This is a genomic window from Streptomyces sp. BE20 (assembly GCF_036322525.1).
Lineage (GTDB): Bacteria > Actinomycetota > Actinomycetes > Streptomycetales > Streptomycetaceae > Kitasatospora.
In genome coordinates this window covers 82,084-97,408 of record NZ_JAQYWW010000957.1, presented here as the reverse complement: position 1 = coordinate 97,408, position 15,325 = coordinate 82,084, and the positions used below count along the sequence as shown (strand labels likewise).

Annotated in this window: 1 protein-coding gene; it reads left to right on the top strand. The window is 75.7% G+C overall.

Translation table 11 applies throughout. The features are described from left to right. Positions 1–12 precede the first annotated feature (12 nt). Positions 13–15,279, top strand: coding sequence for a non-ribosomal peptide synthetase (locus PUR61_RS24080; protein WP_329881457.1), 15,267 nt, complete (start codon positions 13–15; stop codon positions 15,277–15,279). Positions 15,280–15,325 lie beyond the last annotated feature (46 nt).

The following is a 15,325-nucleotide window of genomic DNA, read 5'->3' as shown; positions in this document are numbered from 1 at the left end:
CGAGGGGAAGACATGACTGGGCAGCACACGGCCGGGCGCCGGATCGCCCCAGCCGACTGGAACGACACCGCGCAGGAGCTGCCCGGCACGTCGGCGACCCTGACCGGGCTGCTCGCCGACCAGGCAGCCCGTACGCCGGACCGCACCGCGCTGATCTTCGAGGACACCGAGCTCAGTTACGCCGAACTCGACACCAGAGCCGAGCGGCTGGCCGCCCGTCTGCGGCTGCACGGGGCCGGCCCGGACCGGCTGGTGGCGCTCACCGTGCCGCGCTCGGTGGAGCTGGTGGTCGCCCTGCTGGCGGTGCTCAGGACCGGCGCCGCCTACCTGCCGGTCGACCCCGACTACCCGGCCGACCGGATCGCCTACCTGCTCGACGACGCGGCGCCGGTGCTGCTGCTCAGCCACAGCACCGTGGGCCACCCGGCCGGGGCGGGCGTCCCGACCCTCGTCCTGGACGAGCTCCCGGAGACCGACGGGACTCCCGACGGGGCGTCCACCGGAGCACCGGTCGGGGCGCACGGCGGTCCGGGTGCCCCGAGCCCGGCCGACGCCGCGTACGTCATCTACACCTCCGGCTCCACCGGCCGCCCCAAGGGCGTCGTCGTCCCGCACGAGGGCATCGTCAACCGGCTCCACTGGATGCAGGCCGCGTACGGCCTGACCGAGGACGACCGGGTGCTCCAGAAGACCCCGTCCGGCTTCGACGTGTCGGTCTGGGAGTTCTTCTGGCCGCTGATCACCGGCGCCGTGCTGGTGGTCGCCCGCCCGGACGGACACCGCGACCCGGCCTACCTGGCCGAGCTGATCCGCGAACGCCGGGTCACCACCGTGCACTTCGTCCCGTCGATGCTCCAGGCCTTCGTCGACGAGCCCGCCGCCGCCGGCTGCACCGGGCTGCGCCGCGTGATCGCCAGCGGCGAGGCGCTGCCGGTCGAACTCGCCGCCCGCTTCCGGGCCCTGCTGCCCGGCGTGCCGCTGCACAACCTCTACGGGCCGACCGAGGCGTCCGTCGACGTCACCTTCTGGGAGTGCGTCCCCGAGCCGGGCGAGCTCTCCGTCCCGATCGGCCGGCCGGTCTGGAACACCCGGGTGCACGTGCTCGACGCCGAGCTGCGGCCGACCGCGATCGGCGAGACCGGCGAGCTCTACCTCTCCGGCGTCCAGCTGGCCCGCGGCTACCTCGGCCGCCCCGGACTGACCGCCGAGCGCTTCGTCGCCGACCCCTACGGGCCGCCCGGCACCCGGATGTACCGCACCGGCGACCTCGCCCGCTGGCGCGAGGACGGCGCGGTGGTGTACGCGGGCCGCGCCGACCACCAGGTGAAGATCCGCGGCCTGCGGATCGAACTGGGCGAGATCGAGGCGGTGCTGGACGCCCGGCCCGGCGTCGGCGCGTGCGCCGTGCTGGCCCGGGAGGACCGGCCCGGCAGCAAGCGGCTGGTGGCCTACCTGGTGCCGGAGCCGGACGGCGTCGTCGACGTCGCCGCGGTGCGCGAGGCCGCCGCCGCAGCCCTGCCCGAGTACATGGTGCCGAGCGCGTTCGTGCTGCTCGACGCCTTCCCGCTGACGCCGAACGGCAAGCTGGACCGCAAGGCCCTGCCGGCGCCCGCCGCCGCGCCGGACACCGTCCGGGCCGCTCCGCGCACGCCCACCGAGCTGATCCTGCACGACCTGGCCGCCGAACTGCTCGGCCTGCCGGAACTCTCGGTCGAGGAGAACTTCTTCGACCTCGGCGGCGACTCGATCCGCGCCATCCAGCTGGTCAGCCGGGCCCGCCGGGCCGGGTTCGCGCTCACCCAGCACGACGTGTTCACCCACCGCACCGTCGCGGCCCTCGCCGCCCTCGCCGGGGAGCCGGCCGAGGAGGCCGCCCTCGCGCTGCCCGCCCTGCCCGAGCCGCCCGCCGCCCAGCTGGCCCGGCTGCGCGCCGTCCAGCCCGACGCCGTCGAGTTCTGGCCGCTCTCCCCCCTCCAGCAGGGCCTGCTGTTCCACGCCGAGTACTCCAAGGGCGCCCTGGACGTCTACGCGGTCCAGCTGGTCTTCGAGCTGGACGCCGAGCCCGAGGCGCTGCGGACCGCGGTCGGCCGGCTGCTGGACCGCCACCCCAACCTCCGGGCCGGCTTCGCCCACGACGACCTGGAGCCGCCCGTCCAGTTCGTCCCGGCCGGCGCCGATCCGGAGTTCACCGTCGTCGAGTACGTCGGCCCGAACGCGCCGCGCAAGGCCGCCGAGCTGTTCGACGCCGAGCGCCGGCGCGGATTCGACCTCTCCACGCCGCCGCTGGTGCGGATCGCCGTCGCCGAGCTCGGCCCGCGCGGCCGCCGGGCCGCCCTGACCTTCCACCACATCCTGGTCGACGGCTGGTCGCTGCCGGTACTGCTGGACGAGCTGTCCGCGCTGCTCGCCGGCGCCGAGCCGGGCCCGGTCACCCCCTACCGCGACTACCTGGCCCTGCTCACCGGGCGCGACCAGGAAGCGTCCCGGGAGGCCTGGCGCACCCTGCTCGACGGGCTGGAGGAGCCCGTCCTGCTCGCCCCGGGCGCCGCCGGCGCCCGCATCGCCGACGAACTGCCCTGCGACCACTGGGTGGAGCTGTCCGCCGCGCTCACCGACCGGCTCGACGGCGTGCTGCGCGCCCGCGGGCTGACCCTCAACACCGCTGTCCAGGGCGCCTGGGCGCTGCTGCTGGCCCGGCTCACCGGCCGCGACGACGTGGTGTTCGGCGCCACCGTGTCGGGCCGGGCGCCCGAACTGCCCGGCATCGAGGGCATGGTGGGCCTGTTCATCAACACCGTGCCGGTCCGCGTCCGGATCGCACCCGGGCAGACCCTGTCCGCGCTGCTGGCCGGGCTCCAGGAGCAGCAGGCCGCGATGGCCGCCCACCAGTACACCGGGCTGGCCGAGATCCAGCAACTGGTCGGCCACGGCGAGCTGTTCGACACCCTGACGGTCTTCGAGAGCTTCCCCGGGGACCGCACCGGCGCCGCCGTGGACAGCCGCTACGCCGTGCACTACCCGCTGGCCCTGCTCGTCCACCCCGGCGAGCGGCTGCGGCTGCGGCTGAGCCACCAGACCCACAGCTTCAGCCCCGCCGAGGCCGTCCGGCTCGGCGAGCGGCTGGTCCGGCTGCTGACCGCGCTGGCCGACGACCCGGAGCAGCGGACCACCGAGGTCTCGGTGCTCTCCGCGACCGAGCGCCACCGGGTGCTGGAGACCTGGAACGACACCGACGCGCCGGTGGTCCACCGGACGCTGCCCGCGCTGTTCCGGGCCCAGGCGGCCGAGACGCCCGACCACCTCGCCGTCCTGGCGGGCGACCGCCGGCTCACCTACGCCGAGCTCGACGCCCGGGCCAACCGGCTCGCCCACGAGCTGATCGACCGCGGCGTCGGGCCCGAGCAGTTCGTGGCCCTCGCCCTGCCCCGGGACGAGCGCGCGGTGGTCGCCCTGCTGGCCGTCCTCAAGGCCGGCGCCGGCTACCTGCCGGTCGACCCCAAGTACCCGGTCGAGCGCATCGACTACCTGCTCCGGGACGCCCGGCCCGCCCTCGTGCTGACCGTCGGGGGAGTCGACCTGCCCGACACGGGGGTGCCCGCGCTGCTCCTCGACGAGCCCGGCCTCGCCGCCGCCCGCCCCGACACCGACCCGCAGGTGCCGCTGCGGCCCGAGCACCCGGCGTACGCCATCTACACCTCGGGCTCCACCGGCCGCCCCAAGGGCGTGGTGGTCCAGCACGCCTCGGTCGCCAACCTGGCGGCCTGGGCGCGCGAGGAGTTCGGACCGGAACGCCTCGCGCACGTGCTGCTCACCACCTCGCTCAACTTCGACGTCTCGGTGTTCGAGCTGTTCGGACCGCTGCTCTCCGGCGGTACCGTCGAGGTGCTGCCCGACCTCCTCGCGCTCGCCGACCGCGGCGGCCGCCCCGCCACGCTGATCAGCGGCGTGCCCTCCGCGCTCGCCCAGCTGGTCGCCCAGGGCGACCTGGACGCCAGGGCCGGCACCGTCGTCCTGGCGGGCGAGGGCCTGCCCGCCCAGGCCGCCACCGACATCGCGGCGGCCCTCGGCGCCGACCGGCTGGCCAACATCTACGGCCCCACCGAGGCCACCGTCTACGCCACCGCCTGGTACGGCACCGGCGCGGTGGACGCCGCCCCGCCGATCGGCCGGCCGCTGCGCCGCACCCGGGTCTACGTGCTGGACGCCGGGCTCCGCCCGGTGCCGGCCGGTGTCGCCGGCGAGCTGTACATCGCCGGTGACGGCGTGGCCCGCGGCTACCTGGGCCGCCCCGCGCTGACCGCCGAGCGGTTCGTCGCCGACCCGCACGGCGCCCCGGGCACCCGGATGTACCGCACCGGCGACCTCGCCCGCTGGACGGCCGACGGCCAGGTCGAGTACCTCGGCCGGCTCGACCACCAGGTGAAGATCCGCGGCTTCCGGATCGAACTCGGCGAGATCGAGGCCGAACTGGCCGGAGTCGACGGCGTCACCCAGGCCGTCGCCACGGTCCGCGAGGACCGCCCCGGCGACCGCCGCCTGGTCGGCTACGTGACCGGCACCGCCGGGCCCGACGAGGTGCGGCGCGTCCTGGCGCAGCGGCTGCCGGCCCACCTGGTGCCGTCCGCGGTCGTGGTGCTGGAGGCGTTCCCGCTCAACCCGAACGGCAAGCTGGACCGCAAGGCGCTGCCGGCGCCCGCCGCCGAGGCCGGGTCAGGCCCCGGCCGGGCCGCCCGGGGCCTGCCCGAGGAACTGCTCTGCGACCTGTTCGCCGAGGTGCTCGGTGTCGACCGGGTCGGCGTGCAGGACGACTTCTTCGCCCTCGGCGGCCACTCCCTGCTCGCCACCCGCCTGGTCAGCCGGATCCGTACCGCCTTCGGTGCCGAGCTCGGCGTCCGCGCGCTGTTCGACGCGCCCACGCCCGAGGCCCTGGCGCTGCAACTGGACGGCGCGGCCACCGCCCGGGCCCCGCTGGGCCGCCGCCCGCGGCCCGTACACCCGCCGCTCTCCTACGGCCAGCAGCGGCTCTGGTTCCTCAGCCGGATGGACGAGAACCCGGCCGCCGGCCACATCCCGGTCGCCCTGCGCCTGGGCGGCCCGCTGGACCGGGCGGCACTCACCGCGGCGCTGGCCGACGTCACCGCCCGGCACGAGGCGCTGCGCACCCTCTTCCCGGCCCGGGACGGCGAGCCCTACCAGCTGGTGCTGCCCGAGGCCGCCCCCGGGCTGCCGGTCACGCCGGTCCCGGCCGCGGGCCTCGCGGCCGCCCTGACCGCCTCGGCGGCCCGCCCGTTCGACCTCGCCGCCGAACCCCCGCTGCGCGCCGAGCTGTTCGAGCTCGGTGAGCAGGAGCACGTCCTCCTGCTGGTGCTGCACCACATCGCCGCCGACGGCTGGTCGATCGCGCCGCTGCGCCACGACCTGGCCCGCGCCTACGCCGCGCGGACCGTCGGCGACGTCCCGCGCTGGGACGAACTGCCCGCGCAGTACGTCGACTTCGCGCTCTGGCAGCGCGAGGCGCTCGGCTCCGAGGACGAGGCGGACAGCCCGTACGCCCGGCAGCTCGACCACTGGCGCCAGGCGCTGGCCGCGCTGCCGGACCAGCTCGAACTGCCCACCGACCGGCCCCGGCCGGCCCGGGCGAGCTACCGCGGCGAGAGCGTCCCCTTCGAGCTGGACGCCGAGCTGCACCGCGGGCTGCTGGCACTCGCCCGCTCCGAGCAGGCCACCCTGTTCATGGTGCTGCAGGCCGCCCTCGCGACCCTGCTCGGCAAGCTCGGCGCCGGCACCGACATCCCGATCGGCAGCCCCGTCGCCGGCCGCACCGACGAGGCCCTGGACGGCCTGGTCGGCCTCTTCATCAACAACCTGGTGCTGCGCACCGACACCTCCGGCGACCCGGCCTTCACCGAGCTGCTGCGCCGCGTCCGCGACACCGACCTCGCCGCCTACGGCAACCAGGACGTGCCGTTCGAACGGCTGGTGGAGGCGCTGAACCCGACCCGCTCGCTCGCCCGCCACGCGCTGTTCCAGGTCTTCCTGGCCCTGCAGAACACGCCCGACGCCGACCACGAACTGACCGGCCTCAGCACCGAGCCGGTCGAGGTCGCCCTCGACGCCGCCAAGTTCGACCTCTCGCTGTACTGCGAGGAGCGGCCCGGCGGCGGCATCACCGGCGTCGCCGAGTACAGCCTCGACCTCTACGACCGGTCGAGCGTCGAACTGCTGCTCACCAGGCTGCGCCGGCTGCTGGAGGCCGTCGTCGCCGACCCCGGCAGCCGCCTCGGCGGCCTCGACGTCCTCGGTGACGACGAGCGGGACCGGCTGCTGCACGACTGGAACGACACCGGCCGCGCCCTGCCCGCGCAGAGCCTGACCGAGCAGTTCGAGGCCGTCGCCCGGGCCACCCCGGACGCGCTCGCGGTCGTCGCCGGCACCGAGCGGCTGACGTACCGGGAGCTCGACGAGCGCGCCAACCGGCTCGCCCACCTGCTGATCGCCGAGGGCGTGCGGCCCGAGCAGTTCGTCGCGCTGGCCCTGCCGCGGACCGCGGACCTGGTCACCGCGCTGCTCGCCGTCCTCAAGACCGGCGCCGGCTACCTGCCGCTGGACGTGGACTACCCGGCCGAGCGGATCACCTACATGCTCCGGGACGCGGCCCCCGCCCTGGTCGTCACCACCTCCGACACCCCCGTCGACGGCGTCGTGCCCCGGCTGCTCCTCGACCGCGAGGACCGGCTCGCCGACCTGCCCACGACGTCCCCGGGCATCACCGTGGACCCCGCCACCCCGGCGTACGTGATCTACACCTCCGGGTCCACCGGCCGCCCCAAGGGCGTCGTCGTGCCCCGTTCCGCGCTCGGCAACTTCCTGGCCGCGATGGGCGAGCAGTTCCCGATGACCGCCGACGACCGTCTGCTCGGCGTCACCACCGTCGCCTTCGACATCGCCGCACTGGAGATGTACCTGCCGCTGCTGGCCGGCGCGGGGCTGGTGGTCGCCGCCAAGGAGACCGTCCAGGACCCGGCCGCGCTCGCCGCACTGATCGCGACCGAGCGGGTCCGCGTGGCCCAGGCCACCCCCTCGCTCTGGCAGGCGCTGATCGCCACCCACCCGCAGGCACTCGCCGGGGTACGGGTCCTCGTCGGCGGCGAGGCCGTGCCGCCCGCCCTGGCCGCCCGGCTGCGCGAACTGTCCGCCGGCGTCAGCAACATGTACGGCCCCACCGAGACCACCGTCTGGTCCACCTCGGCGGCACTGGACGGGCGCCCCGGCGCACCCGTCATCGGCCGGCCCGTCCACAACACCCGCATCCGCCTCCTCGACGGCAACCTCGCCCTCACCGCCCCCGGCGTCCCCGGTGAGCTGTACATCGCCGGCGACGGCCTGGCCCGCGGCTACCTCGGCCGCCCCGGACTGACCGCCGAGCGCTTCACCGCCGACCCGTACGGCCCGCCCGGCAGCCGGATGTACCGCACCGGCGACCTCGCCCGCTGGACGGCCGACGGCCACCTCGACTACCTCGGCCGGGTCGACCAGCAGGTCAAGCTGCGCGGCTTCCGGATCGAGCTCGGCGAGATCGAGTCCGTGCTCGCCGCCCACCCGCGCGTGGCGCAGGCCGCCGTCCTGGTCCGCGAGGACCGGCCCGGCGACAAGCGGCTCGTCGGGTACGTGGTGCCCGCCGCGGCCGACACCCCGGACGCCACCGGCCCCGACCCGGCCGAGCTGCGCCGGCACGCCGCGACCGAGCTGCCCGACTACATGGTGCCCGGCGCCGTCCTGCTGCTCGACCGGCTGCCGCTCACGCCCAACGGCAAGCTCGACCGCAAGGCCCTGCCCGCCCCCGCCCACGAGGACGAGCAGGGCGCCCGGGCCGGCCGCGCGGCGCGCACCGTCCAGGAGGAGCTGATCGCCGGCCTGTTCGCCGAGGTGCTCGGCCTGCCCTCGGTGCCGCTGGAGGAGAGCTTCTTCGCCCTCGGCGGCCACTCCCTGCTCGCCATCCGCCTGATCAGCCGGATCCGGGCCCTGTTCGACGCCGAGCTGAAGATCCGCCACCTGTTCGAGGCGCCGACCGTGGCCGGCCTCGCCGAACGGCTCGCCGGCGCCGCCGGCGCCCGCCCCGCACTGCGCCGCCACGAGCGACCCGAGCGGCTGCCGCTCTCCTACCAGCAGGGCCGCCTCTGGTTCCTCAACCGCTTCGAGGGCGGCTCGCCGCTGTACAACATCCCGATCGCGCTGCACCTCGACGGGCCGCTCGACCGGGCCGCGCTCGAAGCGGCGCTCGCCGACGTGACCGGGCGCCACCAGGCCCTGCGCACCCTCTTCCCGGAGTTCGACGGCGAGCCGTACCAGCGGGTCCTCGACCCGCAGGAGGCCCGCCCCCGGCTGCACGAGCGGGCGTCGACCCGCGAGACCCTCGCCGGCGACCTGCACGCCGCCTCCACCGGCGGCTTCGACCTCGCCACCGAGATCCCGCTGCGCGCCCACCTGCACGCCCTGGGCGAGCGGGAACACGTGCTGCTGCTGGTCCTGCACCACATCGCCGCCGACGGCCCGTCCACCACCCCGCTCACCCGCGACCTCTCCCGCGCCTACGCGGCCCGGACGGCGGGCTCCGCCCCGCAGTGGGACGAACTGCCCGTCCAGTACGGCGACTACACGCTCTGGCAGCGCGAGGTGCTCGGCTCCGAGGAGGACGAGCAGAGCCCGTTCTCCCAGCAGCTCGGCTTCTGGCGCACCGCGCTGGACGGCCTGCCCGACCAGCTCGACCTGCCCACCGACCGGCCGCGCCCGGCGGTCGCCGGCTACCGCGGCGGCACCGTCCCGCTGCGCATCGACGCCGGGCTCCACCGCCGGATCCAGGAGGTGGCCCGGGAGAACGGCGCCACCGTGTTCATGCTGCTCCAGACCGCGCTGGCCACCCTGCTCACCCGGCTCGGAGCCGGCGAGGACATCCCGATCGGCAGCCCGATCGCGGCCCGCACCGACGACGAACTCGACGAGCTGGTCGGCTTCTTCGTCAACACCCTGGTGCTGCGCACCGACACCTCCGGCGACCCGGCCTTCACCGAGCTGCTGGACCGCGTCCGCACCCACGACCTCGCCGCGTACGCCCACCCGGACCTGCCGTTCGAGCGGCTGGTCGAGCTGGTCAACCCGGCCCGGTCGCTGGCCCGCCACCCGCTGTTCCAGGTGATGCTGGCCTTCCAGGAGAGCCTCACCGCCGAACTCGACCTGCCGGGGCTGACCGGTCGCGCCGAGATCGTCCCGCTCGGGCTGGCCAAGTTCGACCTCGCACTCGACCTGGTCGAGCGGCGCGGCACGGACGGCCTGCCGGCCGGGATCGAGGGCGTCGTCGAGTACAGCGCCGACCTGTTCGACCGCGGGACCGCCGAGCGGTTCGCCGGACACCTGCTGCGCCTGCTGGAGAGCGCGGTCGCCGACCCCGGCCGCCGCATCGGCGAGCTGGAGATCCTCGGCACCGACGAGCGGCGGCTGCTGCTGCACGACTGGAACGACACCGCCCGCGAGGTCCCGGCCGCGACCCTGCCGGAGCTGTTCGAGGCCCAGGCGGCCCGCACCCCCGACGGCGACGCCGTGGTCTTCGGCGACACCGTGGTCTCGTACCGCGAGCTCAACGAACGGGCCAACCGGCTCGCCCACCGCCTGATCGGCCTCGGCGTCGGCCCCGAGCAGTTCGTCGCGCTCGCCGTGCCCCGCTCGGTCGAGATGGTCGTGGGACTGCTCGGCGTGGCCAAGGCCGGCGCCGCCTACCTGCCGATCGACCCCGGCTACCCGGCCGACCGCATCGCGTACATGCTGGCCGACGGAGACCCGGCGCTGGTGCTCACCACCGGGGCCGTCGCCGACCGGCTGCCCGCCGTGGACCGCCCGGTGATCGTCCTCGACCACCCGGAGGAGGACCGGTCGCAGCCGGCCGTCGACCCGACCGACGCGGACCGCACCGCGCCGCTCACCCTCGACCGGCCCGGCTACGTCATCTACACCTCCGGCTCCACGGGCCGCCCCAAGGGCGTGGTGGTCACCCACCGCGGCATCGCCTCGGTGGCCGGCACCCACGTCGACCGGCTCGGACTCGGCCCCGGAAGCCGCTTCCTGCTGGTCGTCTCTATCAGCTTCGACGTGTCGATGGCCGACATCGTGATGACGCTCTCCTCGGGCGCCGCCCTGGTGGTGCCCGGACCGGACCAGCAGGCCGCCGGCCAGGAGCTGTACGACCTGATCAGCCGGCACGGCGTCACCCACACCGACCTGGTCGCCCCGATGCTGGCCTCGCTGCCCGACGGCGACCTGCCCACCCTGCGCGGCTTCGTGGTCGGCGGGGAGGCCCTGCCCGCCGACATGGTCGAGCGCTGGTCCCCGGGCCGCACCGTGATGCAGGTCTACGGCCCCACCGAGACCACCGTCGTCGCCACCATGAGCGACCCGCTCAGCCCCGCCCCGCAGGCCCCGCCGATCGGCCGCCCGATCTGGAACACCCGCACCCACGTCCTGGACGCCGGCCTGCGGCCCGTCCCGGTCGGCGTGCCGGGCGAGCTCTACATCGCCGGATCCGGCCTGGCCCGCGGCTACTGGCAGCGGCCCGGCCTGACCGCCGAGCGCTTCGTCGCCGACCCGCACGGCCCGGCCGGCAGCCGGATGTACCGCACCGGCGACCTGGTGCGCCGACGCCCGGACGGCAACCTGGAGTTCCTCGGCCGGGTCGACCACCAGGTCAAGGTGCGCGGCTTCCGGATCGAGCTCGGCGAGATCGAGACCGCACTGGCCCGCCACCCCGGCGTCGCGGCGGGCGCCGTGGTCGTCAGCGAGGGCGCCGGCGGCGTCAAGCGGCTGGTCGGCTACGCCGTCCCCGCCACCGGCGCCGGCCTCGACCCGGCGGAGGTGCGCGCCTTCCTCGGCGGCGCCCTGCCCGACTACATGGTGCCGACCGTCGTCGTGGTCCTGGACGCACTGCCGCTGACGCCCAGCGGCAAGACCGACCGCAAGGCGCTGCCCGAACCGGACTTCGGCACCGCCGTGTCCGGCCGGGAGCCCCGCACCCCGCAGGAGGAGGCGCTCTGCACCCTGTTCGCCGACCTGCTCGGCCTGCCACGGGTCGGCATCGACGACAGCTTCTTCGACCTCGGCGGCCACTCCCTGCTCGCCACCCGGCTGGCCGGGCGCATCCGCACCGTCCTGGGCGTGGAGGTCGGCATCCGCACGCTCTTCGCGGCGCCGACCGTCGCTCGCCTCGCCGAGGAGCTCGGCGACGCCGAACAGGCCCGCCCCGCGCTGACGGCCGGCCCGCGCCCGGAGGTCGTCCCGCTCTCCTTCGCCCAGCGCCGGCTCTGGTTCCTCAACCGGCTGGAGGGACCGAACGCCACCTACAACATCCCGCTCTCCTTCCGGCTGCGGGGGCCGCTGGACCGCGCGGCGCTGCGGGCCGCCCTGGCCGACCTGACGGACCGTCACGAAAGCCTGCGCACCGTCTTCCCCGACCACGACGGCACCGCGCGACAGCACCTGCTGGCGCCCGCCGACGCCGCCCCGGACCTGGAGGTCCTCGGGACCGACGAGGACCGGCTCGCCGGCGCGGCCCGGGCCGCCGCCGCGCACGCCTTCGACCTGGCCACCGAGATCCCGCTGCGGGCCACCCTGTTCGCCCTCGGCGACCAGGACCACGTCCTGCTGCTCACCCTGCACCACATCGCCACCGACGGCTGGTCGATGGCCCCGCTGACCCGCGACCTCGCCACCGCCTACGCCGCGCGCAGCGCCGGCCGGACCCCCGGGTTCGCACCCCTGCCGGTCCAGTACGCCGACTACACCCTCTGGCAGCAGCGGGTGCTCGGCGCCGCCGACCGGCCGGGCAGCGTGCTCGCCGGCCAGCTCGACCACTGGCGGCGGGCGCTGGACGGCCTGCCGGAGGAGCTCGCGCTGCCCACCGACCGGCCCCGGCCGGCCGTGGCCGGCCACCGCGGCGAGGGCCTGGACTTCCGGGTCGACGCCCCGCTGCACGACGCCCTGGCCCGCCTGGCCAGGCAGCAGCAGGCGAGCCTCTTCATGGTCCTGCAGGCAGGTCTCGCCACCCTCTTCGGCGCCCTCGGCGCGGGATCGGACATCCCGTTCGGCACACCGATCGCCGGGCGCACCGACGAGGCGCTCGACGACCTGGTCGGCTTCTTCCTGAACACGCTGGTCCTGCGGACCGACACCTCGGGCGACCCGACGTTCCGCGAACTGGTCGACCGGGTCAAGGAGGCCGACCTGGCCGCCTACGCCCACCAGGACCTGCCGTTCGAGCACCTCGTCGAGGCCCTCAACCCCGTCCGCTCGCCCGCCCGGCACCCGCTGTTCCAGGTGCTGCTGACGGTGCACAACAACGCCGAGCCGGCCTTCGAGCTGCCCGGCCTGCGCACCGAGCTGTACGACACCGAGCAGAGCGGTGCCAAGTTCGACCTCGCCGCGCACTTCAGCGAGCGCTTCCACCCGGACGGCACGGCGGCCGGACTGGACGGCACCCTGCAGTTCGACGTCGACCTCTACGACCGCGCCACCGCCCGCGGGCTGGTCGACCGGCTGATCCGGCTGCTGACCCAGGCCGTCGCCGCGCCCGACCGGCCCGTCGGCAGGCTCGACGTGCTGGAACCGGTCGAGCACGAGCTGCTGCTCCACGACTGGAGCGGCGGCGAGCGGCCGGTGCCCGTCGTGCCCGTCCCCGAGCTGTTCGAGGCGCAGGCCGCCCGGACGCCCGACCGCCCCGCCCTGCGGGTCGCCGGGCAGACCCTCACCTACGCGGAGCTCAACGCCCGCGCCAACCGCCTCGCCCGGCTGCTGGTCGAGCGCGGCGCCGGCCCGGAGCGGCTGGTCGCCCTGGCCCTGCCGCGCTCGGCGGACCTGGTGGTGGCGCTGCTCGCGGTCCTCAAGTCCGGTGCCGCGTACCTGCCCGTCGACCCCTCGCACCCCGAGGACCGGATCGCCTACACCCTGGAGGACGCGGCACCGACCCTGCTGCTCACCACCCTGGAGGTGGGCGCCGGACTGCCGGTCGTCGACGGCCCCGAGGTCTGGGAGCTGGACCGGCCCGACGTGACCGGCCTGCTGTCCGGCCAGCGGGACACTGACCTGACCGACGCCGACCGGCTCGGCCGGCTGACGCCCCGCCACCCCGCGTACGTGATCTACACCTCGGGCTCCACCGGCCGCCCCAAGGGCGTACTGGTCGAGCACCGCTCGGTGGCGGACTACCTGGGCTGGACGGCGGCCGACTACCCGAGCGCCGGCGGCGCGGCCCTGGTGCACTCGCCGGTCTCCTTCGACCTGACGGTGACCGCGCTGTGGACCCCGCTGGTGGTCGGCGGCTGCGTGCACCTGGCCGCCCTGGAGGAGGACCCGCTGACCTCGGCCGCGCTCGCCGAGCAGCCGGTGACCTTCCTCAAGGCGACCCCGAGCCACCTGCCGCTGCTGGCCACGCTGCCCGACGCGTTCTCGCCCTCCGGGGAACTGCTGCTCGGCGGCGAGGCGCTGACCGGCGCGGTGGTCGCCGACTGGCGGCGCCGGCACCCGGACGCCACCGTGGTCAACGTGTACGGGCCGACGGAGGCGACGGTCAACTGCACCCAGTACCGGATCGCCCCCGGCGAGCCGCTGGCCGACGGCGCGGTGCCGATCGGCCGGCCGTTCGCCAACACCCGGGCGTACGTGCTCGACCCGCAGCTGCGGCTGGCCGCCCCCGGCGTCTCCGGCGAGCTGTACGTCGCCGGTGCCAGCCTGGCCCGCGGCTACCTCGGCCGCCCCGGGCTGACCGCCGAGCGCTTCACCGCCGACCCGTACGGCCCGCCCGGCAGCCGGATGTACCGCACCGGCGACCTCGCCCGCTGGACCGCGGACGGCCAGCTGGTCTACCTCGGCCGCGCCGACGACCAGGTGAAGCTGCGCGGCTTCCGGATCGAGCCCGGCGAGATCGCCGCCGCGCTGACCGGCCGTCCGGACATCGTCTCCGCCGCCGTGGTGGTGCGCGAGGACGTCCCCGGTGACCAGCGCCTGGTCGGCTACGTCGTCCCGGCGGCCGGCCCGCTGGACGGCTCCGCGATCCGGGCCGCGCTCGGCCGGACGCTGCCCGCCTACATGGTGCCGTCCGCACTGGTCGAGCTGGAGCGCCTGCCGCTCACGCCCAACGGCAAGCTGGACCGTCGCGCCCTGCCCGTACCGGACGCGGCCCCGTCGCTGCCCGGGCGCGCACCGCGGACGGCGCTGGAGAAGGAGCTGTGCGCCGCCTTCGCGGAGGTGCTCGACGTCCCGGTGGTCGGGGTCGACGACGGCTTCTTCGACCTCGGCGGCCACTCCCTGCTCGCCGCCCGGCTGATCGCCCGGCTGCGCGGGACCACCGGGGCCGACCTGGGCATCCGCGCCCTGTTCGAGGCGCCCACCGTCGCCCGGCTGGCCGAGCGGGTCACCGCCGGCGCGGCGGGGACGCTCGCGCGGTCGGACGACTTCGCCCCGCTGCTGCCGCTGCGCGCGGAGGGCACCCTGCCGCCGCTGTTCGCCGTCCACCCGGCGGCCGGCATCGCCTGGGTGTACTCCGGTCTGCTGCGCGAACTGGAGCCCCAGCGCCCGCTGTACGGCCTCCAGGCCCGCTCGCTGGCCGGAGCGGACGGCGCGCCGGCGACGCTCGCCGAGATGGCCGAGCAGTACCTCGCGCTGATCCGCGAGGTCCAGCCCGAGGGTCCGTACCACCTGCTGGGGTGGTCGTTCGGCGGCACGGTCGCGCACGAGATCGCCGTCCGGTTGCGCGAGCGGGGCGAGCAGGTCGCGCTGCTGGCCCTGCTCGACAGCTACCCGGCTCCGCGCCCCCAGGACGGCCTGACGGATGATCAGCAGGCGCTGGCGGATCTTCTTGACTCGCTAGGTCACCCGGTGCAGACTGGCGCCGTTGAGGCGCTCACGCCAGAGCGGGCGCTGGACCTGCTCAGGGCGCGACAGAGCCCGCTGGCCGAGCTGACGCCCGGACAACTGGTGGACCTGGCCCGCGGGTTCGTCCGGAACCTGGACCTGGCGAGCCGGTTCACGCCCCGCCGGTTCGACGGCGACCTGCTGTTCTTCACCGCCACGGCGGACAAGTCGGCCGACGACCCGACCGCCCACGACTGGGCGGCGCACATCACCGGGACGGTCCACGACCACCCGGTGGACTGCGAGCACGGCGCGATGACCCGTCCGCAGCCGATCGGCCGGATCGGCTCGGTGCTCGCCGCCGAGCTGCGCCGGACCGCGACCGGCTGAACCCCGCAACCCGCCGGGCCGGTCACCCGCGGCCGGCCCGGCTCCG